This is a genomic window from Pseudomonas sp. MWU12-2345 (assembly GCF_023242385.1).
GTDB classification, from domain to species: Bacteria; Pseudomonadota; Gammaproteobacteria; order Pseudomonadales; family Pseudomonadaceae; genus Aquipseudomonas; species Aquipseudomonas gingeri_D.
This window is the reverse complement of sequence record NZ_JALLJA010000015.1, coordinates 1-25,089: the sequence shown is the minus strand read 5'-3', so window position 1 is coordinate 25,089 and position 25,089 is coordinate 1. Positions and strand designations below refer to the sequence as shown.

Genomic DNA, 25,089 nt, shown 5'->3' with positions numbered 1-25,089 from the left:
AATAGTCGCGCTGTCAGGGACTTGGGACAATGGTCAAAGCTTTCAACCTGATTGACTGGTTTGGCCAATAAGCGGCCTAGTGCACCTCGTTGAGGATCAGGCTGCGGTAATGCCCCGGGTTGGACCCGGACCATTTGCGAAAGGCCTTGTAGAACGAACTGGCGTCGGCGAAGCCCAGCCGGGTGGCGATCTCGGCGAAGCTGATCGACGGTTCCGCCAGCCAGGCAATCGCCCATTCCTTGCGCACGCTGTCCTTGAGGCCCTGGTAAGTCTGCCCTTCTTCCGCCAGCCGCCGGCGCAGGGTCGAGGCCGACATGCACAATTGCACGGCCAGCCCTTCGGTTTCCGGCCAGTCTTCAGCCGGCTGTTGGCGCAGGTCCTGCTTGATCCGACTGGCCAGGCTCTGGGCATCGCGGTACTTGACCAGGATATTGGCCGGCGCCAGCGCCAGGAAGCGTTGCAGTTCCTCGGCACTGCGCTTGATCGGCAGGTCCAGGCAGTCGGCGGAAAAGATCATCCGGGTGCGCGGCCGGTCAAAACGCAGGTTCTCGGAAAACATCACCCGATAGTCCTCGCAGTAATCCGGTTCGGCGCAGCGCAGCTCGATGGCCAGGATCGGGATACGCCGCCCGGCCAGCCAGCAGGCCACGCCGTGGACGATCATCCAGTAGGCGAAATAGGTAAACGGCCGTCGCCCCTCGCCTTCCGGCTCCAGCAGGACGATTTCCGCCAGGCTTTGCTGGCGCACCAGTTGAGCCGGCAGACGTTCAAGCATCAACGACAGGAAATCCAGCACCGAGTCCAGCCCGGCCGTCACCGTCGGCTGCGCCATGCCGGCGCGGCACAGGTAGGCGAAACTGCCAGCGCGCAGCTTGCGCGGGTCCATGCCGAAGAATTCGTCATCGTTGCGCCGCGCCAACAGGCGCCACAAGCGCGCATAGTCACTGGCCGGCACCCGGGCATCAGGCTGTTCCAGCAGCGTCGAGTCGATCCCGACCTTGTCCAGCACCTGCACGGTGTCCGCACCGGGAGCGCAACTCTGCAACAGTGCCTCGTGCACCAGATGGATGGAGATGGTGTCTTTTTCCGACATTGGCCGTCACTCAAGCCCTGTGCTGATCCTTTTGACGGCCATCTTAGGCAGCACCGAGCAAAAAGCCAGCGTGATCCCTTCATAAAACCCGCCGTAGCGTCGATAGACTCGGCGTTGTTATGATTCGTCGCCAGTACGGAGTCGCATTTCCAGGGAGTTTTATTCGATATGGTCGTGGTAACAGCGTCGCACAGCGGCAACTTTCCTGCGTCGAGACCAGGCTCGGTGTCCGCTCGATGAGTTGCTGGGAGATTCTCGGGCTGTCAGCGGACGCCGATACCCGCAGCATCAAACGCCAATACGCGACCCTGCTCAAACAGACCCGCCCGGACGACGACCCGGAGGGCTTCCAGCGGCTACGCGAAGCCTACGAGCAGGCCCTCGACTGGAACCCGCAGGCGTGGGAGCCGGCGCCTGTCGTCGAAGCGGTCCTACGTTCTACCGAAACCGGCCTGCCTATCCTCCCCTCTGGCCCCACCGCTGCACAACGGGTTGCCAGAGAATTGCTCGAAGGCATCACCCCGGCCTTGCTCGACGAGCGTTTTGCCCGGGCGACCCTCTATTACTCTCAGCGCGAGTTCGAAGAACAACTGCTGCTGCGCAGCCTGGAGCCCGGGCAGGACTTCCAGGCCCTCGCCCACTGGGGGCTGGAGCATTTCCAGTGGCTGAGCCCCTGGCAACGCGCCGACTTGCCGAAACAAGCATTGCTCGAACTCGATCAGCGTCTGTTCAAGAGCCTGGAAGAGCCCCTGGCGGGCCTGCTTGGGCGCGGGGATGTCGAAGGATTCTGGCGCGAATACTCCAACCTGGAGCAGCTCGGTTGGCTCAAGAGCCTGGAGCGGCGAGCGCGCCTCAACGAGCTGCTGGCGAAGTTGCTGCTGGAAAGCCCGTTCTGGTCGGCCAAGCTGTTCAACACCGTCTGCAAGCTCAATCACTGGAACAGCGGCAGTCTAACGCCAAACTGCCCGGAACCCTACTGGACACGCCTGCTGGAGCGCAGCCGCAGCGAAACTTTCCTGTCCAACCAGCAACACCGTCTCGGCCTGCCACCGGACACCCCCGACAACCGGGTAGCGCAGCTGTTGTTTGCCGATATGACACTGGCCCAACGCCGCGACTTCTCTCGCCGCTTCCATAAAGAAGACTGGCAGGCCTGCCATCAACTGGCCCGATCGATACAGGCCAACCATCCACGACTGCAAAGCCTGCTGCCCGGCGCCGATGCCTTTTTCTGGCGCGAATGGGAGTCCCCTGGCACCGGTTGGCTCGGCTTCGCCGCCGTGATGCTGGCCTGCGGCGTAGCGGCGGTGCAGCGCCATCTGCTGCCGGGCAACGAGCTGAACGAAACCGCCAGCGCCATTGCGCTCTGGTCGCTGCTGCTGTGCGGGCTGAACGGCATCCTGTTGTTGTACTGGCCTGGTATCGCCGACACCCTCTGGACGCTCGACCAACGCCTGAGCCAGCGTCTTTCGACAAGACTCAGCCCGCGCCGCCCACCGCCACTGGTGTTGCGTGAGCTGCTGCCTTGCTGGCTGGTGGCAGGCATCATTGGCACCTGGCTCGGCATCATCCCTCTGCTTGCCTACGGTGGCGCGATGCTGGGGATGGCCTGGCTCGACCGCCCCAAGAAAAGCCGCGCCGCGCCGAAAACAACCTCGGCCCACCCGACTTCCTGGTGGCTGGCCTGGAGCCTGATCCTGATCATCTCACTGGCCACCCTGGCCCTGTATGCCGCTCACGGCCTGACCGTCGCCGGGCGCAACCAGGGCCTGCAGCCTTGGCCCGAACGCCTGTGCAGTCGAATACCGGCCAGCGTCGAAGACTGCCGCCCACCGGCGACCCGGGAACAATGGTACGGCAAGGAGCGCCACTGATGGACATGCGCTGGTTTCTTACCCTCGGCGTGGTGCTGACCTGCCTGATCTATGTGACCATCGGTACCGAACAGCAGCAGAGCCGCTTCGGCCTCTGGCTCGATCGCCAAAGCAGCGAGGAAATTGCCGAGGCCAATGCGCTGCGCCCCTTGATCAAATGCATCAACGTTGCCGACGTGCCCTGGCGGCTCGACCGAGTACCTCAGGCCGCCAACAACAGCGGTGACTTCCTCTACTTGCAACGCCATGATCTCAACGCCGTACGACATGACATCTGCAAGCCGGCCATCGCCTTAAAGGCCGGCCTGCTCAAAGGTACGCAGCAGATAACGCCGCTGGTGGATCGCTATACCTCGACACTCGCCGATGTACTGGAACGTCACCAGGAGCTACAACGTGCCTCTCCGGCGAGCGCTAAACTGGGATGGAGCTTCCATGACGACTACTATGATGGCAGGATCGAAGCGTTTCTACCGGCCTCCAATGCGCTGCGCCACGAACTCGAATGGCTCGATCTCGCGCTACGCCCGAAACAGCTCAAACAGTTGGAGTTGCGATTGGGCCGTGACCTTCACTGGCACCTGTTGAACTACATGATTCAGGCCCGGCAGAGTGTCAACCGCCTGACCGAAGCCGCCAATAGCCAGCAGTTGGACCTGCCCCTATTGAGCGCTACCACCGAGACTGTGCGCCAGGCCAGACAAGCGGGCGAGACCTATCGCGACAGCCTCCCCACCAATCAACGCAAAGGCCCGGTTCATGATCTGTGGTCCTCGCTGGAACAGCCCGCACAGCGTTACCAGGCCGCCCTGGAGCAACTGGCGACGGACTGGCGCAATCACGCCGAACCGCAAGTGCTAAGCGACGATTTCTGGAACGTGACCCACCGCTACGATGTCCTGCTGGACCGCTACAACAAACAGGCGGACATCGATTTCTAACCCTCGGTTCGAAACCGCCAGAGCAACCAAGGCGACGGGCGGCGTGGCGGCGCCTCGGATGAAAGCCGGAAGTCATCGCCCCGCAATGACATGAACTGGTCCAACAACACACTTCATGAACAAGTGCACCACGCTTTGCGCCTTGCCCCGTGCGCTGTGGGTCTTAGGATGTACGCAACAATCATAAGGAGTCACTCCATGTTCGCCGGATTCCAGAAAGACCAGCGCCACGTCAACGGTGTGGACATTGCCTACCGCATCGGCGGCAGCGGACCGGGCCTGCTCCTGCTGCACGGCCACCCGCAAACGCATGTCATCTGGCACAAGATCGCAGGCGACTTGGCCAAGCACTTCACCGTGGTCGCCGCCGACCTGCGCGGCTATGGCGACAGCGCCCGGCCAGCAGCCGACGAACAGCACCTCAACTACTCCAAGCGCGAGATGGGTCGCGACGGCGTGGCCCTGATGGACTCCCTGGGTTTCAGCGAGTTCTCGGTCCTCGCCCACGACCGCGGCGCCCGCGTTGCCCATCGCCTGGCCCTCGACCATCCCCAGGTGGTGCAACGCATGGTGTTGCTGGATATCGCCCCGACCCTGTCGATGTACACCCAGACCGACGAAGCCTTTGCCCGCGCCTACTGGCATTGGTTCTTCCTGATCCGTCCGGCACCGCTGCCGGAAACCCTGATCGAAGCCAACCCGGAACAATACCTGCGCAGCGTGATGGGCAGCCGCAGTGCCGGCCTCAAGCCCTTTACCGGCGAAGCCTTCAGCGAATACCTGCGCTGCATCAGCCTGCCCGGTAGCGCCCGGGGCATCTGCGAAGACTACCGCGCCAGCGCCACCGTCGACCTGGAACACGACCGCGCCGACCTCGAGGCCGGACGCCAGTTGAATATGCCGCTGCTGGCGCTCTGGGGCGCCGAAGGCACTGTCGGTCGCTGCTTCAATCCGCTGCACGAATGGCGGCAGGTGGCTACCGATGTACGCGGCAAGGCCCTGCCCGGCGGGCACTACCTGGCCGAAGAAATCCCGGAACAGCTGCTCGGCGAAGTCCTGACCTTCCTGCGCTGAACAGCCTGACGCAAAGAACCTGATCCACCCCTTCCCCCTGGGCCGCCGCCAACGACCCAGGACGGGATCGGCTTGCCCAAAAACTGTGACGAGATAATAACAATGACAATCCGCAAACTGCTGGGAACCCTGTATATCCAGGTGGTCATCGCCATCGTGCTGGGGGTGCTGATCGGCAACCACTGGCCGCAGACCGGCATCGACCTCAAGCCCCTGGGCGACGGTTTCATCAAACTGATCAAGATGATCATCGGCCCGATCATCTTCTGCACCGTGGTCTCCGGTATCACCAGCATGCACGACGTGAAACAGGTCGGGCGGGTTGGCGGCAAGGCCCTGCTGTATTTCGAAATCGTCTCCACCTTCGCCCTGGCGATCGGCCTGGTGGCGGCCCATGCCCTGCATCCCGGCTCGGGTTTCAACGTCGACGTGAAAACCCTCGACACCTCGGCCATCGCCAACTTTGTCGGCCAGGCCCAGCATGGCGAAGGCATCACCGGCTTCCTGCTGCATGTGATCCCCACCACCTTCTTCGACGCCTTCTCCCAGGGGGAGATCCTGCCGGTGCTGTTCGTCTCGATCCTGTTCGGCCTGGCGCTGGTGATGGTCGGTGAAAAGGCCCGTCCGCTGGTCGGCGTGATCCACCAGGCCAGCGAGGTGTTCTTCCGTATTGTCGGCATGATTGCCCGGGTGGCACCGATCGGCGCGTTCGGCGCGATGGCCTTCACCATCGGCAAATACGGCCTGGGCTCGCTGCTGCCGCTGATGAAGCTGGTCGGCACCTTCTACCTGACCGCCTTCATCTTCATTACCTGCGTACTGGGCAGCATCGCCCGTTATGCCGGTTTCAGCATCTTCCGCCTGCTGGGCTACATCAAGTCGGAACTGCTGATCGTGCTCGGCACCAGTTCGTCGGAGTCGGCCCTGCCGCAGCTGATCCAGAAGCTGGAAAGCCTGGGTTGCTCCAAGGGCGTGGTGGGTATCGTGGTGCCCACCGGCTACACCTTCAACCTCGACGGCACCAATATCTACATGACCCTGGCGGTCATGTTCCTGGCCCAGGCGACCAATATCGACCTGACCCTGGAGCAGCAACTGACCCTGCTGGCGGTGACGATGCTCACCTCCAAGGGCGCCGGTGCGGTGGTCGGTGCGGGGTTTGTCGCCCTGGCCGCGAGCCTGGCGGTGGTGCCGACCGTACCGGTGGCGGCGATGGTGCTGATCCTCGGGGTGGACCGCTTTATGGCCGAGTGTCGCTCCCTGACCAATATCATCGGCAACGCCGTCGCCTCGCTGGTGGTGGCCGCCTGGGAAGGCGAACTGGACCGCAGCAAGATGGCGCCGATCGCCCTCAAGCGTGGGCGCAAGGCCCTCGAAGCCCAGGCGGCTGCCGATGCCGCCAAACAGAGCGCATAGCCCTGTAGAAGCCGACTTGCCATCCAATGCTATTCTGGCGGCTCCTGCCGCCAGCGTTCGTTGCTTTTCCCATGAGCCAAAAGAAAGACACCGTGCCCCTGCCCGAAGACCTGCGCGTATTCCTCACCGTTATCCGCAAGGCCGGCTTTGCCGCCGCCGCCGATGAACTGGGACTGTCGCCCGCCTACGTCAGCAAACGTATCCAGATCCTCGAAACCACCCTCGCCACCCGCCTGCTGCACCGCACCAGCCGACGTATCGCCCTGACCGAGGACGGCGAGCGAGTGCAACGCTGGGCCGTGCGTATTCTCGAAGATTTCCAGCAACTCAACGACGAACTCTCCGAAGCCCACGACAGCCCCAGCGGCCGCCTGCACCTGTGCAGCAGCTTCGGTTTCGGGCGCAATCATGTGGCTCCGGCGCTGTCGCTTCTGGCAGAGCGTTACCCGGACCTGGAAATCCGCCTGGACCTGTTCGACCGCGTGGTGGACATCGTCAGCGAAGGTTTCGACCTGGAGATCCGCGTGGGCGACGATATTCCCGGCCAGCATATCGGCCGGCGCCTGGTGAGCAATCGCCGGGTACTCTGCGCGGCACCGGCCTACCTGGAACGGCGTGGCACACCGCAGCAGTTGAGCGACCTGGAGCAGCACGATTGCCTGGTGCTCAAGGAGCGTGACAACGCCTTCGGTATCTGGAATCTGGAGCGCGACGGCAGCCAGGACAGCGTGCGGGTGCGCGGCCCGTTGTCGTCCAACAGCGGCGAGATTGTCTTGCAATGGGCACTGGACGGACGCGGCATCCTGCTGCGCTCGCTGTGGGACGTCAAACCGCTGCTGGAACAGGGGCGACTGGTGCGGGTGCTGCACGACTACACCCAGAGCGCGAATGTCTGGGCGGTGTACCCGACGCGGCTGGCGTATTCGGGGAAATTGCGGGTGTGTGTGGAGTTCTTGCAGGAGCATTTTCGACAGCTGTCGATCTAGCTGCCGTCGGGACTCACCACATGACTCTCATGTGATGAGTCCCCTGAATCGGTGAACCGGCCCCCGGCTCAGCTCAACCAGGGACTGGCCTGCAAATGCGCCCGCTCGAACGCCCTGATCTCCTCACTGCGCTGCAAGGTGCTGCCAATGGCATCCAACCCCAGCATCAATGCCGTCTTGCGCAACGTATCGATCTGGAACTCGATCACACTGTCATCCTGCAAACGGATCTGCTGACTCTCAAGGTCAATGGTGATCTCGGCACTCTGCGGCTGGCTCACCACCTGCCCCAGGCGCTGCGCCGTCGCCTCGTCCAGGGTGATCAACAGCACCCCGTTGCGCTGGCAGTTATCGTAGAAAATCCCGGCGAAACTGCTGCCGATCAATGCCCGGATCCCCACTTGCTTCAAACCCCACACCGCATGTTCACGGCTGGAACCGCAACCGAAGTTCGGCCCCACCACCATGAAACTGGCACCTTTCCAGGCCGGCTGATTCAGCACGAACTCAGGATTGGGTTCACCCGACGGCAACACCCGCAGGTCGAAGAACAAACCACGGTCCAACCCGTTGCGATCGATCCCCTTGAGAAACTGCTTGGGCATGATCACATCGGTGTCGATATTGGCCGCCAGCATCGGCGCGGCCTTGCCGGTGACTTGGGAAAACGGCTGCATGCTCATGGCCTTGGCTCCAGATGGCGAATATCGGTCAGGTGTCCGGCAATGGCTGCCGCGGCCACCATCGCAGGGCTCATCAAATGCGTACGAGCCCCGGCCCCCTGGCGCCCTTCGAAATTGCGGTTGGTGCTGGAGGCGCAGCGGTCGCCCGGCTCCAGCACGTCATCGTTCATCGCCAGGCACATCGAGCAACCCGACTGCCGCCACTCGAAACCGGCGTCGATAAACACCGCCGCCAAACCTTCGGCCTCGGCCTGATCACGCACCTGGGTCGAGCCCGGCACGATCATCGCCCGCACATGCTTGGCCACGTGTTGACCACGCACCACACGGGCCGCGTCACGCAGGTCCTCGATCCGCGCATTGGTGCAGGAACCGATAAACGCATGGCTGATCACGATCTCGTTCAGCGGCATGCCGGCTTCCAACCCCATGTAATTCAGGGCGCGGCGCATGTCCTGGCGCAGGATCAGGTCGCTGATGTCTTGCGGGTCCGGCACGTTCGCCCCGATGGGCGCGGCCTGGTCCGGGCTGGTGCCCCAGGTGACCATGGGTTCCAGCGCGCTGGCATCCAGTTCGACTTCACGGTCGAACTGCGCGCCGGCATCCGTGTGCAGCTCCCGCCAACGGGTCACGGCCTGCTCCCACAGTGCGCCCTTGGGTGCCCGGGGTTTGTCCTTGAGGTAGGCGAAGACTTTCTCGTCGGGTGCCATAAAGGCCCCACGCGCGCCCGCCTCCACCGCCATATTGCAGATGGTCATGCGCGCCTCGACGCTCAGGGCATCAATGGTCGAGCCGCGGAACTCGATGGCATAACCGGTGGCCCCGGAAGCGCCGATCTTGCCGATCAGCGCCATGATCACGTCCTTGGATGTCAGTCCCGGCGCCAGTTCGCCGCTGACCGTTACTCGCATCGTTTTCAGGCGCTTATAGACCAGCGTCTGCGACGCCAGCAGATGTTCGATCTCCGAGGTGCCAATACCGAAGCCGAACGCCCCCAGGGCCCCATAGGTGGTGGTGTGGCTGTCACCGGCGGCGACCACCATGCCCGGCAGGATAAAGCCCTGCTCCGGGGCGATCACATGCTCGATACCCTGGCGTTTGTCGAGCACATCGAACAGTTCGATACCGAAGTCGGTGCAGTTTTCGGCCAGGTACGACACCTGGCGGGCACCGCCGGCGTCCGGCATGGCGGCGACGCGCTTGGGCGCGGTGGGGTTGACATGGTCGACCACGGCCAGCGCGGTTTCCGCGCGCCAGACACCGCGCCTGGCTTCCCGCAGGCCGCTGAAGGCTTGCGGGCTGGTGTATTCGTTGATGACCTGACGATCGATATACAGCAGGACATGGCCCTGGTCATCGAGGCGACACACCGTATGGGAATCGATGTGCTTGTCGTAGAGGGTTCTTGTTTGAGTCATGGTGGCGCTCGCAGAAATGAAAGTACGCGAGGCTGTCGGATCACGGGCAGGCCGACAGGCGTCACCGTCATCATAGGCGGCGGGAACGGACCATCAATGGCGGGAGGGTGATGGCTGGGAACATGGATCGTGTTTGATCGGCGCTTGCGTTGTGCAAGCGCCTGGCCGACGAAGACAGCCATCAATACCGCAAGGGTTTCAGACTTTCGTATTGATCGACATGCTGGCGCCGGAACTGGCGAACTGCTGCAGGTTCAGCAGCACGTTAATCGCCTTCTTGTATTCCGGGATCATATGGTTGGAGAACTGGTCGTTCGAGCTGCCGCTTTGCAGCGTGCTGATCTGGCTGGCGAAATAGTCCAGCGCGTTGAATTTCTCGCCCGATTTGCCTTTCGCCCCGGCGCTGGACAGCAGGCCGGCGGTGGTGGCGCTGATCAGGCCATTTTCCTGGAGGATGCTGCTGTACTTGGCCAGTTGATCCGGGGTGACCGATTTCGGGTCGAAGCCCTGGAACTGCGACTGCAGCTTGTCCTTCTGCATCTTCGTGGTGTCGAGGGCGGTCGGATCCCTCGGGATGTTGTTGAGCACCTGCTTGTTCTTGATTTCCTGCAGGTTGGCGTTCTTCGCATCGGAGGCCTTGCGCTCAAAGACCCGGGTGCTGAGCGCCGTGGCCCAGGCGACTACTGATCCGCCGCTCATGCCCGACCTCCGGCCATACGGGCGCGGGTGGTGTCGCCGTGCTGCTGAGGTCCTTTCAAGGCGAGCATATGCAGTGTCCTGTCAAAGAGAGAGAAAAGAGATGATTCCAGTCATGTAACATGAATGTACAAATATACAATCTTTGTTACAGATCGCCCATCGAAAAGATGTATTGGAATTGTGGGGAGGCCTGAGACCGTCAACGGACGCCTGGACCTCGGCAGGCGCCCGTGGAAACAGGAAGCGCTGATTACGTCCGATTAATGGAAACGCCACCATCGACCATCAAACTCGATCCCGTGGTGAAACTCGATGCTGCAGAGGCGAGGTAGAGCGCTGATCGCGCAATCTCCTCTGGCAGTGCCAGGCGCTTTAGCGCATGTAGTCCTTCGACGAAGGCACGGGCTTGCGGGGTATTGGTGGCGGCGCGTCCCATAGGAGTATCCGTGCCTCCCGGTAGAAGGGCATTGGCTCGGATGCCATGCAAACCATACTCGACAGCGATCACTTGCATCAGGCCGATCAGCCCGGCCTTGCTGGCCGCATAGGCTCCCATTCCCGGGAAGCCGGCGGTGTGGCCAACGAAGGTCGATGTAAATATGATGGAACCGCCGCCGCGCTTTAGCATCGCCGGGATCTGATATTTCGCACCCAGGAACGCACTGGTCAGGTTTGTATCGAGAATAGCATTCCAGGCATCAGCTGAAATGTCGGGAACCGATGCACTCTCCCCTGTCGAACCGGCGTTGTTGAAGGCAATATCGAGCCCGCCAAAACGACCGACGGCGATCGCCACCAATGTTTGCGCGAGTTTCTCGTCTTTGATGTTTCCTGCGACGGCAATCGCTTCGCCTCCGCCATTTTCAATCTCGGCGACAAGTGAGTCCAACTCGACTTGACGGCGCGCCGTTACGACGACTTTCGCGCCCTCCTTCGCGAATAACTTTGCCGTCTCGTAGCCAATGCCTGAACTCGCACCCGTTACAATTGCCACTTTTCCTGATAACTGTTTCATTTTCCAAGCCTTGCATCAATTCCATTTCGGAACCTCAGCCTAGTGACCCGGCGCTCTGCGACCTATCCGTTTCTTGCTGTCACATTCAGCGATCTCTTTCATCTTGTCGCCCTCCCGATAAGGATCAAAATGTTAAAAAGGGGGCAGTTCGAGCCTTTGTACACGACCAAACCAGGCTTGAATCGTGCCCCCTTATTTATCCCAGGCCTCAGTCCGTGCCGTACTTCGGCGAGCGCGGTCCATACAACAAACCTGCCGGATGCCCGGCGGACAACAGCCGCTGGCTGGTGATCCCAGCAATGGGATGGCTGACGTCGTTGGCACTGTTGATGATCTGCTTGACCGCTGCGGTGATCAGCGCACCGACCAGACCGCCGCCACTGTTGTTATTCCCCTCCTCGCTGGAAGCCGTGGCGCTACCGGTCCAGAGCGCGGTCCCGGTCTTGAGGTCCACCAGCCTGGCACTGGCCGTCACGATGGTCGCGCTGCTGATCACCCGGTACTGCGTACCGTACTGGGTCACCGTGATGTACAAGGCCGCATCCGCGCCGAAGATTTCCTTCAGCTTTGCCGGAGAAGTGTTGTGGATGTCGGTTGGCGTGTTCAGGCCGTTCTGCTGGAAAGTTTCATCCACCAGCGCCACCGGCATGACGTAATAACCGGCTTCCGCCAGCGGAAATGTCACCTGGGACAACAGGCTGTAGGTGGCCTTGATATCCGGAGATTCGTTCAGGGGTGGCAATACCAGGATCGTCCTTGGGCGAGCCTGCTTGTAGGCCGAATAATCCACCGTCTTGGGGGCTGCGCAACCACCCAGCAGACTCACCAGCAGCAGAGCGGCCAGAGCACTCAGAAAACGCGAATTCATTGCTTGATCCCCTTCTTGGCGTTGTTCAACAAAAAGTCCATGTAAGCCGTCGATTCAGGGAACAATGCTTTCTCGGTCTGGAACTGCTGCACCATCTGGTCGTCCTTGCCAAGGCTGCCGTAGAGCATGCCCAGGTGGGCGTGATAACCCGGTGGCGCGGCTCGATTGGTGGCCTTGATCTTCTGCAAGTCGGCTTCCAGGGCCTCGACTTGCGCCTCCTTGGCCTCACCGTTGAAGTACTGGTAAACCTGAGGCTGATAGCCTTCCCACTGATACAGCGTCTTGACCTGCGGAGCGCAGCCCGCCAACAAGGCGCCGCCTGCTGCTATTGCCGCGATGTAACCTAGCAAACCGAACTTTTTACCCATGACGCGTGAAGCTCCCTGTTTTTGTTGTAGAGGTACTTATGGCCGACCCGGTTTCCAGGTGCCGCTGTCGATCGCCTGAACCATCTTGTTCACGGCTTCACGCATGGCCAGGTCCAGGACCTTGCCGTTGAGGGTCGAGTCGTAGCTGGCAGTCCCGCCGAAACCGATGACTTCGCGGTTGGACAGCGCGTACTCACCCGCGCCCTGGCTGGAATACACCACTTCCGAGGTGACGATATTGACGATATTCAGAGCGACCTTGGCGTAGGCCACCTGGGTCTTGCCGCGCCCGAGAATGCCGAACAACTGGCGATCGCCGGTTTCCTTGCGGCCGAACTCGGTGACGTCGCCGGTGACCACAAAATCCGCGCCCTTGAGTTTCTGCGACTGGGACTTGATGTTCGCTTCCTGCTGGATCTCCGCCAGGTTGTCGCGGTCCAGCACGCTGAAGCGGTTGGTCTGCTGCAAATGGGTGATCAGGATGGTCTTGGCCTGGCCGCCGAGACGGTCGACACCATCGGAAAAGATCCCACGCATATAGCTGGAACGGTTATCGAACTTGCCGACAGCGATGGGGGTACGCACACCGGCGTAGGCCTGGTTGGCGGTTTCCACTTGCTGCACCGGCAAGGCTCGGGAACTCTCGGTGGCACAACCACCGATGGAGGTCAGCGTGATCGCTGCCATCCCGAAAATGGCGACCTGTGAGATTTTTTTCATGCAGCACACTCCTGGGGAAAATCGGACCTGGGGATATTGGGAAACAGGCGGACAAAAATTTCAGGCGAACAGCAAGGCAACGGCCTTCACCGTGGGCGAAGCCGGACCTGTGATCATCAAGGGGTTATCGCCGGAGGCTGCTGAAAGCGCTCCAGGGTTTTGAACGGGGGGATTGCGAAGAAACGAAGAGACTCGGGTAACGGCACGGCATGGCCGCGGGGGACCTCATCCCGAGGGTGGAAACACACATGTTCATTCCTTGAAACATTTGATATCAAATTAATGGCCGCATCATAAGGTGGTGACAATAGCGCGTCAAGAAATCGGAAGGCTGAATACGGGCCAAGCGCACAAGCCGCGCAAGACCCTCTGCGCCGAATATCGACGATATATTCCGCAAGCTTTTTATGTGGAGAGGTAAGTGAGGCTGCGATCGGGTTATCCAACCAAGATAACTCTCTTTCCATTGAGTGAAATTTCCTAGAAAATCCAACTCGCTTGCGCCTGCCTATTCCGCTGGCTAGTCTCCTCCTTGTCACTGCTCATCAGTGATCGGGTTTAGTCGCCCGCGAAACTACGGCGCACAGCGCCATCCTTGAGACGGGCGCTTTTTTATCGCCTGCACTTTATGGTGGTCGTGCGCAGGGCACCTTAGGGTGCGCCGGTTCCCTAGTTTCCGGTCGACTAACCTGCGCGCGGCCGCCACCCCATCGTTTAGTCGCGATCAGCGGCGGCTCCAATCAAACTAGGGAGTTATGCGATAAGTGGCGCAACTGTGGGTGGATTCGGTGCTGGATAAACGTATGACAGATGTCAGTGGCTGATACCACATCGGGTCCGGGACGGGGAGCAAGCCTCCCCGTTTCGTGAACGCCATTCGACATTTCAACTTATTGCTATAAGAAAAAGTGGGTATGCTGGGCTCAGCGGCCCCGTCTATCGAAGACCTGTCTGCTTCACTTTCTGCTTTCGACTCCAGTATTTAGCCGTTAAGTAGGTGCCATTAAAATCAGGCCCCTTTTCCGCCCCCCCTTTTCCGTTCGAAAATAGTAGCTCCACCTCTCCGCCCCTCATGACAATGGTTTTCGTTGAATTATCAAACAACGAAAAACTTACCTCGGCAAAAATCGCTTTTTCAAAAAGATCTTATAACCGTCTGGAGCCGCATTTATTAATACCTCAGGCTCATCGCCTCGAATCAAAGAATGATCGATTATAGATTCAACAAAATAATACAAATACTCAGGGCTTTCACTCAGGCACGCCCCCTCCGCCCGGAGGAATTTCAACACTTGCTCAAATGAGTTTTCCTGTACTAGAGCGCATCCTAAACACTCGTATGCGGAAATATAATATTCATTCTCTATAACGCCATTCAGCCCACCTAGCTCCTCCAGTGCAGCCTCCAGAGCCCCAACTGAAAAGAAGGGTAAAGAAGCCAACCACAAAGCAAACTTTCTAAACCGTTCATCGACCAAGAGCATTATCAATATCCTTTATAAGCTGTTTAGCGAAATCAATATCCCGCTGACTGTAAGGGCATTTACCGGGCGGTTGATTATCAGCATTACGAACAAGATCACTTAATCTATTACCAACCTCTATAGCTTTCTGTTCATGCCCAGCAGGAGACAGCATATCGCCTGTTGTTTTTTCATAGCGTACGGCATCCGCCAATCCTCCGTCGCCGACTCTGCTGCCTGTTTTATCGGCTCCGTAATATGATGTCACGGTAAAAAGGGGACCGGCTAATGGGTGCCCCCTTTTCCCACTCATCAGTGCCCGTGCGCAGGGCAACTTCGGGTGCGCCGGTTCCCTGGTTTTCGATCGACTAACCTGCGTGCGGTCGCCCTCCCTTCAGCTATTCATTTTCAGTTGGCTTTATTCAGCAGGAGATGGCTGTCTGGCATTAATCACCACGGTCATGGCAAGCATGTCACCCAAGCGCCGTCGGAAACCAAAAAGCACAAAAATCGCATCCACCGCACTGAACAGCACCTTCGGAACGTTGCGCAAGAACGATTGGAGCACAGAGCATCGGGTGTTCACCGGAAACCCCACGACCGAAATGTTCATCAGTCGCTTCCCCACCGTCTGCCCGTTCGGCAACGCATCACCCAACAAAAAATAACCAAGGGCTGCAATCAACAGGAGATTATCTACCACTGCGAAAAGCCCCCTTGTGAAAGAGTTGTCTGGAATTGGGAGAAAATCCAGCGCGACTTCCATAGCGACGAGTAGAAAAACAACAAATAGGTCAATCATGTAAGCAAGCAATCTTTTCCCAGGACTGGCAAGATCATAAGAGAACGTTGAAGCGTTAGTGCCGACAATACCCTTCATAGAACTCCTTGGTTAAATTTATGGCTCAGCGCCCAATTGCAATTTCTCACTTTCGACTCAAGTACTTAGCAGCTAAGGAAGGAGCATTAAAATCTGCCCCCTTTTCTCTTCGTACAACTGTTTGCCCCACATGAGTGTCAGGCACGGCTCGGACGTAGCCAGTGACGGGGAGGCAGGCTCGGCGGATTCAATCGACCAGATTGGATTAAAGGGAAAACGCTATAGTTAAGAACCGCAAGTAGCGGCGTTTTTTAACCTTGACTCAAAACAGGCTAATAGCTGCCCCTTTTCTCAGCGCCCTGCTCCCCATTAGCCGATCTAAGAGCGACAATCAATCAAACTCTATATCATCAAGGATTTTTTGTAATTTTTCAGGATCCGCCGCCAGCCCAAAATAGTATTCACATCCTCCAGTATCCCTCAACTCTATCGGTGCCTTTGTCCAGTAAGGAACATAATATTTCTCATCCAGAATATCTTCCAGCGCCCCCGCATCCTGAAAGCTTGAAACCCTTACATAGGGTCCATAGACGCCATCAATCAAGACCACAATTTTTTGACCAGTAATCAAATCAATCATAACCTAATCCCACTTAATGCTATTAAACCAGTCAAGCTCTTCTTTGGCTGGCGAGCGCTTAATACCCTTATTATCAAGAGCATCGTCAAATTTTATAGGACGAGTGCTCCCAGGAACATAGGGATTTGCTTTAGTAAAAACAGTAAAAAGGGGACACCCATTAGCCTTGACTCGAGACCGGCTAATGGGTGTCCCCTTTTCCTCGTACAACTTCGCTAGGCATCTGAAGGCCTTACGATGGCGTACTCCCTTCAAGGTGATCCGCGAGGCTTGGAGTCAAAATTCAGACCGATTCACAATTGATCCGCACCATCTAATTCCGGGACCGAACACCTAAGTAAGTGCCATTACCCCCCCTTCTTCCCCTTATTTCGTCCACCCCCCCACTTATTAGTATTCGAAATTAGCCTTCACTTCTCCACCACGCCTACAGGACATAATAAACACAGCCCAGTCCTCACCTCGTTTCACGGCATTATTTTTCAACTCTCTTAGCAAGCGATACAAAATAGCCCCATTAAAATCTCTTTCGGCATTCGTCACTTCCACTCCGTTATTTTCAACTGAAAGCTGCTCTCGCATATACCCTTCAAAAACCTCTGCTTCGTAACGAAACGCATCATAGCCACTCACGATGCCTGACTCTACCAGCGAAAAAATCTGCTTCACAAGCTCAAGATCTTCAGTAACCATCAAATACTCTCCGGAATCACATTAGGCTCATTTAAAAATCGCAACGTTTCTGTTTTACCGTTGACGGTATAAGTCAACTCTAGGGAGTCCGGCCTAACCGATCCTGGATTTTCTCGATTAAACTTTATGGTCGTCTGCCCCACAGTTTGATTAGGATCATTCAACGCTGCCTTGACTCGAGACCGGCTAATGGGTGTCCCCTTTTCCTTCCTGCTGACTGTTACAACCTTTTCAACATCACTCCCAGCGGCACCTGCGCCTTTTGCACCAGCTAACTTCTAGTTATTTACTGTTTCAACCCCTGCAGGTGCTTAAATGGACCTTCATCTAAATCAAGGCCCATATCCAGAACCAGCAGAACAGCCTCTCTATATTCTTCGTCCGCTATAGAAATATCATATTCGCAAATATGATCACACAGTATCTCAAAGGCTAGACTCTCTTCGCTATACGCGACGTAATCCAATGCGTTTCGGAGAAGATCGGAATTTAATCGACCTTCAAATTTTTTTCCAAACTTAATGATACGATCCGCAAACATAAATCCCACTTAATTGGTTTGCAAGGTGGAATTGGGGCATCATCAGAAAATGCAGTGACAACCTTTCCTGTAGCCGGCTGATATACAACTCGCATTCTCACGCCATCACGAGTTTCATAAGCGACCCATTTAGCAGCATCTCCTTTAGCTGTATAAGTCCCACCGGCTCCTAAAAAGGGTAAAAAGGGGACACCCATTAGCCGGCGTGTTTTGAACATTGGCGGCATCAACGTTTCTCTGGGCAGTTACTGCCAGGGCGGCATATATTGTATCGCGGCCGTTTGATCCATATGGGCGTCAGGCACGACTCGTTCGTAGTCAGCAAGGAGGAAACAGGTTCAACCGGTCAATTTGAGCTGAAGAGTAAACCCTGCAGTTAAAAAACTGCAGGGAATGGTTATTTTCAGACTTGACTCAAGACTGGCCAATGAGCGCCCCCCCTTTCGCTCTTAATTCCTGCGAATTATACATATCTCGTCTCGCAATTCACCAGCAGACATACCCCTCCATATTTTTTGACGAGACTTATAGGTTTTTTTGTCTCCCCGTCATCAACTGAAATTTCGACCAAGAGTTCCTGATCCTCGAACCCTTGAAGCTCCTTTATCAATTGTTTAATTGTCTTCCCCCTGACAATCCAATCCGGTTGCCCAGCATCATTTTTCATATTAATCACCTATACGGTTGAGATTGACATCAAAAGTTCCTGCCCGCGTTTCCTTACTCCCAAGAGCCTTAACCGAATCTGCCATTTTCCACGCCCCACCATTATGCCCATCAAGATCTCTAGTAATGTAATCTTTCCCATTCTTAAATACAGCCTGGCCACCGTGAACAGTTTCATTAATCTTCTCAAAGCCTAAAGCTTCTGCTGCTTGCCTAGCTTCCTTTGTAGTTTTGTAAACTGGCGAGGCAAGTGTTCGGGGTTCCTTTGCACCTTTGGATTTATTGGTACTAGCGGTTGCCATGCCAATCAGCACGCCCGCCATCAGCGTGCCACCACCTAATCGAAAGGCATCCAGATTGACGTCCGGATCAAGATCCTTACCTTCGATTTTCTCGGCCAACAGACGACCTGTATAAGCCTGCAAATCTCCTTGCAGTTGCGCAAGCCCCTTCATCAGGTCTGTCTCGCCCAAGGCTCGCTGGGCCACTAGCAAGATAACACCTTTAGGACCTTGTGAGGCCGCCATGATCAGCTCCACCGCTTCCCTATTCTGCGGGTTATCTGTCATGTACTTGTTAATCGCCGACACTTTGTCCAGAGCTAACTCTGCGTTTGTGACGCGAAGAGTCACTTGTATATTTTTCTCAATCAAGTCTTGTTGGACTTGGTTAACTTTTTCAGCCGACGTCCCCGGCGAGCTGTTCAACTCTTTGAGCATTTGCAACACTTGGGTCTGGAAATCTTTGTCTTCCAGTAATTCCCTCGCATCCTTGCGCCGATAACCCGCCTCCAACAGCGCAGACATTGCCTCCTCCGCGATCTGCTCTCCCCCGGCAGCAATGGCACCATCTCCAGGACCTGGTGACCTGAATTTGTCGAGCTGATCTTCAACAACCCTTCCCAGAAGTGCGAAATTGTCTTTGGCGTTCTGATCATACTCCGTGAACGATTTTGCCCACTCTTTGGTGGTTACCACCGGATGAGAGATCGCATCGATCGAAGAGTTGCTGGCGTAAAGGTCTGTGAGACTCTCTCGGTCTCGGGTGATGTCGTATGCTTTACCAACATCACGATTCAACCCATTAGAAGAGTCACCTCCTGTTTCAGAATCTTTCCGTACCACAATTTCGCCAGAACCAACCGTTGCTCGTACAACCTGCTCTCGATCCTTCTCATAATTCCAGCCGCTGACACTCCAACCAGTTTCTCCTTCTTTACCTTTACCGACCTGGCTGCTGTCTTGCGCATTGCCGCCGCTCTTGCTGTAGCTACCGCCGACGTTCAGGTAGTAGCCATGTTCTTTGTCTGCACCTGCGATATCGCTGAACCCAAGGGTGCCGGTGTCCAGTTTGAGATTTCCGTTGTCAGCAGCAATCAACGCACCATCAAGTTGTGTGTGATTTTCGGTACGGATATCGACCTTGTCTTTACCAGTGACGCTGGTTTGCTGCTCAACCCAGTTAGTCTTTCCTGTCGTCTGACCATACCCTACTGATCCGCTGACGCCAGCTCCTGGACCGATAGTTGCGGTGACGCTGATGTCGAACTCTTTGCCTTTGACCGTCCCCGTATCCACTGCCGAGGAGACATTGAGATCCCCCCCGACTCGACCGACAACCTCATTGCCGCGCAAGGTAGCACCAGCGATATTGGTGTCCTTGCCGCTATGGAAGCCCAGACGATCACCCGCATAAAGATAAGCCTCCTGCTGGCGCTTGCCCTCGCGGTCAAGGTCCCCCTTGCCCATGCTTACGCTGGCGTAAACACCTATACCTTCAGAACCGAAGACAAGACCAACCTCGCCGCCGCCATTGTGCCGGTTGCTCCCGCTGTTGCTATCGTTCTGTACCGAGCGAACATTCAGGTCATTACCGGCATTGAGCGCTATGTCTCTACCGGCCTTGACCTGGGTTCCGATCAGACTCAGATCGTGACTGGCATCCAGATTGACATCCCGCCCTACCGCAACCTGGGTCCCGGTGGATGAGCCATGAACGCCGTCACTTGTGGCCACCCCGTAGCTACCACCAATACCGATCTTGAAGCCACCACTGGTACCACCATGAATGCCGCCCCAGCTTTCGCTCTGACTGCTTTCCTGGCTGGCACTGCCCTTGGCCACATCAAGGGTGACATCTCTACCTTTGACATTGATGTCGCGTCCGGCCTGCAACTGACCGCCCTTGACCGTGACGTCGTTGCCAGCGTGCAGGTTCAGATCGTTGCCCGCATTCATCGTCGAGGAACGATTGGTTTGCTCAATAACTTGCTGGGTAGCGCTTTGCTTGCTATTGCCAATCTTGTCGTCCGCAGTTGGGCCCGCGAGAAACTGGCTGACCGCATCTACAGCCTTGAGCGTGCTTGAGCCTTTACTGACATTGTCTTCTCCTTTGCCTGCTCCATTAACAGCGTCCTTGGTTTTGCCGAAATTGTGGTTGATAGTCGCACTAACACCGTTTCGTTCGGCCTCACGTTGTTGCTCCGTAAGCTGTGTCTCGCGCGCCGCATCAATGTTGATGTTGCGTCCAGAGGTCAGATTGATGTCATTGGAGGCTCTGAGATCCGAGCCCACCTGATTGATATCGCGCTTGGCGTTAACGGTCAGATTCTCACCGGCATCAATCTGACTGGCAGCGGCAGTCTGTTGCTCACTACGATTATTCTCTTTCTTGATATCCGTTCCGACAAAAACATTGATGCCGTTATCGTCACTGGAAAACCCGATGCCGGACTGCTTTTTCTTTTCCCAGTCCTGCTGCGCGGCACTATTCTGTGCAGCCACGACATTCACATCACGCCCGGCGTCCAAAGTGACGTTACGCCCAGCCTTTACACCACTGCCACTGACGTTGATATCGCGCTCGGCCTGCAAGGTTGCGTCACGATCAGCAATGACATGACTGCCCACACTGGTACTACTTTGAGCCTCACGACCGGCCTCTTTGGCCGAGGAGAAGGAAATGAAACCGCCCGAGACAGAAAGGCCGGCCTTCTTCTTGTATTCCTCCGTTTTGCTGTAGGCGGTATCGTTGGCCGAAACCAGGTTGATATCACCGGTCTTGGTGACCAACCCCGCTCTCAGCTCAACATCATTGCCAGCCGCCATCTGACTGGCGCGAAGACGGATATCGTTGCCTGACGCTACAACCACATCGTTGCCAGCATCCAGCTCGCTACCTACCTGACTGGCAGCCGTTTTCAGCTGGCTCTTTCCACTTTTGGAGAGCCCCAGGAACCCAGAACTGGTTTTCTTACTATAGGAACCGTGTTCTTCAACCCCTGAAAGCACCGCCACATTATTGGTCGCAGCCAATATCAGGTCGTCACCCGCTTTGAGCTTGCTACCAACAATACTGAGGTCCCGGCCGCCGTTGATGCCGACGCTGCCGTCTGCTGCCTTGGTGGAGTTAACCGTCAGGTCGTGTCCAGCATCGATCACCGAAGCTACGTTGGTACTATCGTAGCTCTCCACCTGCTTACTACTGCTTCGACCAAACGACCCACTGCTCTTCTTGTAATAGTAATAAGAGCTTTCGTTCTTGGCGGAAGCGATGGTCATGTCCTGAACCGCATTCAAGGCAATATCGCCACCTGCCTTTATACGGCTGGCAATAATGTCGAGGTCTTTACCTGAGTCGACAGAAATATTGCCCCCCGCTTTGAGCTCGCTGGATTGCTGGCTGACACTGCGCGTTTCCAGTGTGCTTCTGCCCCGTGAGGCAAATTGGTTTTCGTTTGCAGCAGACTCAATGCGGATGTCGCCATCGGAAGCTAACGCCATATCGCGCTTGCTTTCGATAGCACTGGCGATCGCACTGATATCACGCCCAGCACTCACTTGCAGGTCACGGCCAGCCGTCACGACCGCGCCGTGCTGGGTGATCTGCTGACTCAGATAGGAACCTCCACGAGCATCCGTCGTGCGCTCAGCTATGGCATTGACGTTCAGATCACGACCGGCGCTGAGTTTCATGTCCGCACCGCTGCTGAGCACGGATGCACCGTTGGAAATATCCCGACCAGCACTGACGCTCAGATTATTGGCGGCTTCGATACGTGCAACGCTATCCAGATAGTCTCGATGCTGGGCGGTTCCACCATAGTTGGAGTCGATACGAGTGATATCACGCTGGTTAACGACATCTCCATGAGTGGCTGTCAGGCTCACATCGCGCCCGGCAATGATCCCGCCCGACTTGTTGACGATGTTGTTACTCGCCAATGCATCCAGACGATTGCTCGCTTCAACCAAGCCGGTGTTAAGCAGATCCTTGCCCGCCACCGCCGACAGGTTGTCGCTGGCACGCAAAGTCCCGCTGTTTTCCAGATTAGCCCCGGCGATCAGGGTGACATCCGCGCCTTGAATCAAAGCGCCATTTGGCGCCAGGCGATTGGTGGCCTGGGCCAGGTAGAGCACCGGCACCAATACCTCTTCACCGTTGACGACCTGCGTTTCCATCCAGACGATGTCGTGGGTCAGGGCCGCGACCTGCTGCGCAGTCAAGCTCACGCCAACCGACAGATTGAGCTGCTGCTTACTGCTGATGGCGTTGTCCATCAGGTACTTGAACAGCTTTTCATCCGAGGTCTGGCCGTCGATAAAGCGTTGCCCGGTACGCGCAACCACTGCCTGCTGAATCAGCTTCTGCTCATAGAAACCATCGCCCAGGCGCTTGGCGCTTTCATCGGGCTTGTAGCCCAAACCGGCCAACAGGTAGTCCGAGCTCATAAACTGCTTGAGGTCGGTCAACACCGGGTTGGTTTCGATCAGGTACTTCTGCGGACTGGTCTTGCCCGAGGTATCCGGCAAGCCCTGGACACGTGCCAGGCTCTGGCCACCGCTGGCGGCAACCGCGCCATCAGCACTGGATAGCGGGACGCTACGTGCTTGAACATCCGTTGTACCTGCCAGACGCTGGGCGATACCGATGGAGGTGCCCACGACGCTCCAGCCCGGCACCACGGCGCCTTGCTGAGCGGAGCCACTCTGCCCGCTCAAGCGGAATAGACCGTTCTGCCCGGTGGGCAAGCTGAAGCCCGGCAGTGCGAGCGGGTTCACCTGCTGCTGGGCAAGGTCCGGGGGTAGTTGAGCATTGAGTCGGACCGCAACGGGCGCACCTGTGCCCGCCACCTGGGTACCCTGGACCTTATTGGCCCCCGCACTGAACCCGTAGTCCTGGTGAATAACGCTATTGTTCAGATCCTGGGTTGCGCTGATCGAGACATTGCCAGCCGCCTGGATAACGGCACTGCGGCCCGAGCCGGCGCCATCCTTGGCGACTTCGACGTCGCTGAGCAAAACCAGGGATTGCAGTCGATCAGGCAACGGCGCCAGGTTGTTACGGTCATACTGCGAAGTTGGGATCTGCTGGTATGCATAACTGAAATCAACGCCGGTCACTACTTGGCCGGTGACAGAATCCTTGAACCGGACTTCCTCAATGGTGTCACCGTCGCGCCCACCTTCACGATGGCGATAGTTCTCCGGGATCGCGATACTCAGGCCACCGGAGCCATTGATGTAGTAGATGTTCGGAAAGTCGGGATTGTTTCTTTGGTTGTAAGCAATCACCTCACCGAAGAATGGCACGGTGAACCCACGCCAGAGCTCTATTTCCTGATAGCTACGGGTTCGTTCGATGGTACCGCCAACCGCACCGACGTTTTTCAGGTTGTCAGCCTGGATGGAAATATTGCCGCCGGCACTGATGGTGCTTTTGCTATTGAGAAAGTTGCCACCGCGAAAAACAAAGTCGCTGCCCGCCGAAAGCGACGCGGAGGCACTGGTGTCGTTGTCCTGCCCTTCGTAAACCTCACGAACGACGGTGCTGAAAATATAGTCGTGCCCCCAGCATTTGGTGCAGTTGTAGGCGATGGCACCCGAGACCAACGTGCGCCCCATACTGAAACTCTCAGTGCGGTTCTCGAAGTTGGCGGCATTGATGCTGAACTTGCCGGTGCTTTCCATCGCCCCGGAGATATTGATGACCTCGGTCGCCTGCGCCGCACCGCCATAGCCGTCGATACTGACCGCGCCAAAGCTGTAGAGCTGGGCCGAATGGTTGGTGAAACTGTTGACCTGCAACGCCATGTCGCCGCCGCTGAAGATCAGGCCGCCCTGGTTCAACAGGGTGGGCGCGCTCAGCAACAGGTTGCCGTTGCTACCCAAGGTTCCGTAGTTATTGATTGAGCCGGCATTGACGCTCAAGCCGCCAGCCGATGTGATGCGGCCGTAGTTATTCAACTGACCGCCGACATTGATCGTGGTATTGCCACCACCGGCAATACTGGCGGTGTTGCCCAAGCTCACCTGCGCAGCACTCAGCCCCAAAGTACTCAGGCTGGTGTAACGTCCGTTACCGCTGTAGTTGCCACTCAGGGTCAAACTGGCCGCGCCATCGCTGGCAATCAACCCATCATTGCTCCAGTTGACGCCAGTGCCGGTGAAGCTGTCTGTGGCAAGCAGTTGCCCGCTGCCGGTCTGGGTCAGGTTCTTGACATTGACCGTCAGCCGCCCGACCTGGATCACACTGCTGTTGGTCCAGTCATCGGCCGTCAAGGTCAGGCCACCACGGGTCACCAAGCTACCGCCGGCCCTGATGAGATTGACCGTGGCGGTGTCGAAGATGCCGGTACCGGTGTGCAGCACGCTGCCACCCTGGTTCATGAAACTGCCGACGCCCAGGGTCAGATCGCTGTTGGCGGTTTCCAGCTTGCCGTTGCTGTTGTCAAACAACCCGCCGATCTGGAATTCGGTCTTGCCGCTGCCGCCCAGTGCACGTAGCTGGCCGGTCTGGTTATCCAGGCTGGCGGCAGTGATCGAAAGAGTGCTGTCGCTCTCGATAATGCCCAAACGGTTGTTCAGGGCGCCCGCGAGCTTCATATTGATCTGGCGACCGGAGATCTGGCCGTCGTTATCACCACTGTTATCGAAGTTGTTGCCCGAGACCTGGACCAGCCCATTGGCATGGATCGCGCCATTACGGTTGTCGAAGTCCCCTGCCCCGGTATCGACCAGCACATCACCCGTTAGCGCGGCGATGCGGCCACCGTAGTTATCGAGTCCGCCCCAGGCTTGCAGGTCCAGGCGCTGGGCCTGAATCAGGCCGC

22 protein-coding genes and 1 pseudogene are annotated in these 25,089 nt (G+C 57.4%); 7 read left to right on the top strand and 16 right to left on the bottom strand.

What is annotated here, in order from left to right:
* Nucleotides 1–76 precede the first annotated feature (76 nt).
* Nucleotides 77–1,093 (bottom strand): AraC family transcriptional regulator, encoded by a 1,017-nt coding sequence (locus M5C71_RS24645; RefSeq protein ID WP_177101909.1) that lies wholly within the window; start codon nt 1,091–1,093, stop codon nt 77–79.
* A gap of 236 nt (nt 1,094–1,329) precedes the next feature.
* Between M5C71_RS24645 and M5C71_RS24640 the strand changes: the two genes are divergently transcribed.
* From M5C71_RS24640 to M5C71_RS24620, 5 genes are all read left to right on the top strand, one after another.
* Nucleotides 1,330–2,967, top strand: a complete 1,638-nt coding sequence (locus M5C71_RS24640) for a J domain-containing protein (protein WP_248746983.1) — start codon at nt 1,330–1,332, stop codon at nt 2,965–2,967.
* The gene (locus M5C71_RS24635; RefSeq protein ID WP_248746982.1) at nt 2,967–3,908 is read left to right on the top strand and encodes a DUF3829 domain-containing protein; all 942 of its coding nucleotides are present in this window, start codon (nt 2,967–2,969) and stop codon (nt 3,906–3,908) included. Before M5C71_RS24640 ends, M5C71_RS24635 begins: the two co-directional genes overlap by 1 nt.
* 198 nt (nt 3,909–4,106) lie before the next feature.
* Complete coding sequence (locus M5C71_RS24630; protein ID WP_248768917.1) at nt 4,107–4,982, top strand: alpha/beta hydrolase; 876 nt, start codon at nt 4,107–4,109, stop codon at nt 4,980–4,982.
* A gap of 102 nt (nt 4,983–5,084) precedes the next feature.
* Entirely contained in the window at nt 5,085–6,398 is a 1,314-nt protein-coding gene (locus M5C71_RS24625; RefSeq protein WP_248746981.1) for a dicarboxylate/amino acid:cation symporter, read from the top strand.
* A gap of 71 nt (nt 6,399–6,469) precedes the next feature.
* A complete protein-coding gene (locus tag M5C71_RS24620) occupies nt 6,470–7,384 on the top strand; it encodes a LysR substrate-binding domain-containing protein (RefSeq protein ID WP_103494762.1) in 915 nt (304 codons plus the stop codon).
* Nucleotides 7,385–7,452: 68 nt separating this feature from the next.
* Here M5C71_RS24620 and leuD read toward each other — a convergent pair whose 3' ends face one another.
* From leuD to M5C71_RS24585, 7 genes are all read right to left on the bottom strand, one after another.
* Nucleotides 7,453–8,067, bottom strand: coding sequence for a 3-isopropylmalate dehydratase small subunit (gene leuD, locus M5C71_RS24615; protein ID WP_248768916.1), 615 nt, complete (start codon nt 8,065–8,067; stop codon nt 7,453–7,455).
* Nucleotides 8,064–9,485, bottom strand: a complete 1,422-nt coding sequence (leuC, locus tag M5C71_RS24610) for a 3-isopropylmalate dehydratase large subunit (protein WP_248768915.1) — start codon at nt 9,483–9,485, stop codon at nt 8,064–8,066. Before leuC ends, leuD begins: the two co-directional genes overlap by 4 nt.
* Before the next feature lie 198 nt (nt 9,486–9,683).
* Nucleotides 9,684–10,184, bottom strand: a complete 501-nt coding sequence (locus tag M5C71_RS24605; protein WP_152740272.1) for a hypothetical protein — start codon at nt 10,182–10,184, stop codon at nt 9,684–9,686.
* Between the two features lie 250 nt (nt 10,185–10,434).
* Nucleotides 10,435–11,199, bottom strand: a complete 765-nt coding sequence (locus M5C71_RS24600) for an SDR family oxidoreductase (protein ID WP_103494757.1) — start codon at nt 11,197–11,199, stop codon at nt 10,435–10,437.
* Nucleotides 11,200–11,407: 208 nt separating this feature from the next.
* Complete coding sequence (locus tag M5C71_RS24595) at nt 11,408–12,067, bottom strand: DUF799 domain-containing protein (protein WP_177101898.1); 660 nt, start codon at nt 12,065–12,067, stop codon at nt 11,408–11,410.
* Nucleotides 12,064–12,435, bottom strand: a complete 372-nt coding sequence (locus M5C71_RS24590; protein ID WP_248768914.1) for a DUF4810 domain-containing protein — start codon at nt 12,433–12,435, stop codon at nt 12,064–12,066. Before M5C71_RS24590 ends, M5C71_RS24595 begins: the two co-directional genes overlap by 4 nt.
* 36 nt (nt 12,436–12,471) lie before the next feature.
* Nucleotides 12,472–13,155, bottom strand: a complete 684-nt coding sequence (locus M5C71_RS24585; RefSeq protein ID WP_177101895.1) for a CsgG/HfaB family protein — start codon at nt 13,153–13,155, stop codon at nt 12,472–12,474.
* Between M5C71_RS24585 and M5C71_RS24580 the strand changes: the two genes are divergently transcribed.
* On the top strand, nt 13,109–13,318 hold the full coding sequence (locus M5C71_RS24580) for a hypothetical protein (protein ID WP_248768980.1): 210 nt from the start codon (nt 13,109–13,111) through the stop codon (nt 13,316–13,318). The genes M5C71_RS24585 and M5C71_RS24580 overlap by 47 nt on opposite strands.
* A 949-nt stretch (nt 13,319–14,267) precedes the next feature.
* Here M5C71_RS24580 and M5C71_RS24575 read toward each other — a convergent pair.
* The 4 genes from M5C71_RS24575 to M5C71_RS24560 all read right to left on the bottom strand — a co-directional run bounded on the left by M5C71_RS24575 (nt 14,268) and on the right by M5C71_RS24560 (nt 16,078).
* Nucleotides 14,268–14,639, bottom strand: a complete 372-nt coding sequence (locus tag M5C71_RS24575) for a hypothetical protein (protein WP_248768913.1) — start codon at nt 14,637–14,639, stop codon at nt 14,268–14,270.
* Nucleotides 14,623–14,886, bottom strand: coding sequence for a hypothetical protein (locus M5C71_RS24570; RefSeq protein ID WP_248768912.1), 264 nt, complete (start codon nt 14,884–14,886; stop codon nt 14,623–14,625). Before M5C71_RS24570 ends, M5C71_RS24575 begins: the two co-directional genes overlap by 17 nt.
* Before the next feature lie 150 nt (nt 14,887–15,036).
* Nucleotides 15,037–15,498, bottom strand: a complete 462-nt coding sequence (locus M5C71_RS24565) for an RDD family protein (RefSeq protein ID WP_248768911.1) — start codon at nt 15,496–15,498, stop codon at nt 15,037–15,039.
* Nucleotides 15,499–15,829: 331 nt separating this feature from the next.
* On the bottom strand, nt 15,830–16,078 hold the full coding sequence (locus tag M5C71_RS24560; protein ID WP_248768910.1) for a hypothetical protein: 249 nt from the start codon (nt 16,076–16,078) through the stop codon (nt 15,830–15,832).
* A gap of 199 nt (nt 16,079–16,277) precedes the next feature.
* On the opposite strand from M5C71_RS24560, the pseudogene M5C71_RS24555 reads away from it, so the two are divergent.
* Nucleotides 16,278–16,415: pseudogene (locus tag M5C71_RS24555) on the top strand (IS481 family transposase); the annotation flags it as partial.
* A gap of 53 nt (nt 16,416–16,468) precedes the next feature.
* On the opposite strand, the gene M5C71_RS24550 reads toward M5C71_RS24555, so the two are convergent.
* The 4 genes from M5C71_RS24550 to M5C71_RS24535 all read right to left on the bottom strand — a co-directional run bounded on the left by M5C71_RS24550 (nt 16,469) and on the right by M5C71_RS24535 (nt 25,000).
* On the bottom strand, nt 16,469–16,771 hold the full coding sequence (locus M5C71_RS24550; RefSeq protein WP_248768909.1) for a hypothetical protein: 303 nt from the start codon (nt 16,769–16,771) through the stop codon (nt 16,469–16,471).
* Nucleotides 16,772–17,057: 286 nt separating this feature from the next.
* On the bottom strand, nt 17,058–17,312 hold the full coding sequence (locus M5C71_RS24545) for a MafI family immunity protein (protein WP_248768908.1): 255 nt from the start codon (nt 17,310–17,312) through the stop codon (nt 17,058–17,060).
* Nucleotides 17,261–17,530: a hypothetical protein gene (locus M5C71_RS24540; RefSeq protein ID WP_248768979.1), complete on the bottom strand. Its 270-nt coding sequence runs from the start codon at nt 17,528–17,530 to the stop codon at nt 17,261–17,263. The genes M5C71_RS24545 and M5C71_RS24540 overlap by 52 nt, the downstream gene beginning before the upstream one ends.
* A gap of 450 nt (nt 17,531–17,980) precedes the next feature.
* Nucleotides 17,981–25,000: a hemagglutinin repeat-containing protein gene (locus M5C71_RS24535; protein ID WP_248768907.1), complete on the bottom strand. Its 7,020-nt coding sequence runs from the start codon at nt 24,998–25,000 to the stop codon at nt 17,981–17,983.
* Nucleotides 25,001–25,089 lie beyond the last annotated feature (89 nt).

Coding starts and splice junctions, on each gene's coding strand:
- M5C71_RS24645 (WP_177101909.1), bottom strand. CDS start 1,093: ATGTCGGAAAAAGACACCATCTCCATCCATCTGGTGCACGAGGCACTG.
- M5C71_RS24640 (WP_248746983.1), top strand. CDS start 1,330: ATGAGTTGCTGGGAGATTCTCGGGCTGTCAGCGGACGCCGATACCCGC.
- M5C71_RS24635 (WP_248746982.1), top strand. CDS start 2,967: ATGGACATGCGCTGGTTTCTTACCCTCGGCGTGGTGCTGACCTGCCTG.
- M5C71_RS24630 (WP_248768917.1), top strand. CDS start 4,107: ATGTTCGCCGGATTCCAGAAAGACCAGCGCCACGTCAACGGTGTGGAC.
- M5C71_RS24625 (WP_248746981.1), top strand. CDS start 5,085: ATGACAATCCGCAAACTGCTGGGAACCCTGTATATCCAGGTGGTCATC.
- M5C71_RS24620 (WP_103494762.1), top strand. CDS start 6,470: ATGAGCCAAAAGAAAGACACCGTGCCCCTGCCCGAAGACCTGCGCGTA.
- leuD (WP_248768916.1), bottom strand. CDS start 8,067: ATGAGCATGCAGCCGTTTTCCCAAGTCACCGGCAAGGCCGCGCCGATG.
- leuC (WP_248768915.1), bottom strand. CDS start 9,485: ATGACTCAAACAAGAACCCTCTACGACAAGCACATCGATTCCCATACG.
- M5C71_RS24605 (WP_152740272.1), bottom strand. CDS start 10,184: ATGAGCGGCGGATCAGTAGTCGCCTGGGCCACGGCGCTCAGCACCCGG.
- M5C71_RS24600 (WP_103494757.1), bottom strand. CDS start 11,199: ATGAAACAGTTATCAGGAAAAGTGGCAATTGTAACGGGTGCGAGTTCA.
- M5C71_RS24595 (WP_177101898.1), bottom strand. CDS start 12,067: ATGAATTCGCGTTTTCTGAGTGCTCTGGCCGCTCTGCTGCTGGTGAGT.
- M5C71_RS24590 (WP_248768914.1), bottom strand. CDS start 12,435: ATGGGTAAAAAGTTCGGTTTGCTAGGTTACATCGCGGCAATAGCAGCA.
- M5C71_RS24585 (WP_177101895.1), bottom strand. CDS start 13,155: ATGAAAAAAATCTCACAGGTCGCCATTTTCGGGATGGCAGCGATCACG.
- M5C71_RS24575 (WP_248768913.1), bottom strand. CDS start 14,639: ATGCTCTTGGTCGATGAACGGTTTAGAAAGTTTGCTTTGTGGTTGGCT.
- M5C71_RS24565 (WP_248768911.1), bottom strand. CDS start 15,498: ATGAAGGGTATTGTCGGCACTAACGCTTCAACGTTCTCTTATGATCTT.
- M5C71_RS24560 (WP_248768910.1), bottom strand. CDS start 16,078: ATGATTGATTTGATTACTGGTCAAAAAATTGTGGTCTTGATTGATGGC.
- M5C71_RS24550 (WP_248768909.1), bottom strand. CDS start 16,771: ATGGTTACTGAAGATCTTGAGCTTGTGAAGCAGATTTTTTCGCTGGTA.
- M5C71_RS24545 (WP_248768908.1), bottom strand. CDS start 17,312: ATGTTTGCGGATCGTATCATTAAGTTTGGAAAAAAATTTGAAGGTCGA.
- M5C71_RS24540 (WP_248768979.1), bottom strand. CDS start 17,530: ATGTTCAAAACACGCCGGCTAATGGGTGTCCCCTTTTTACCCTTTTTA.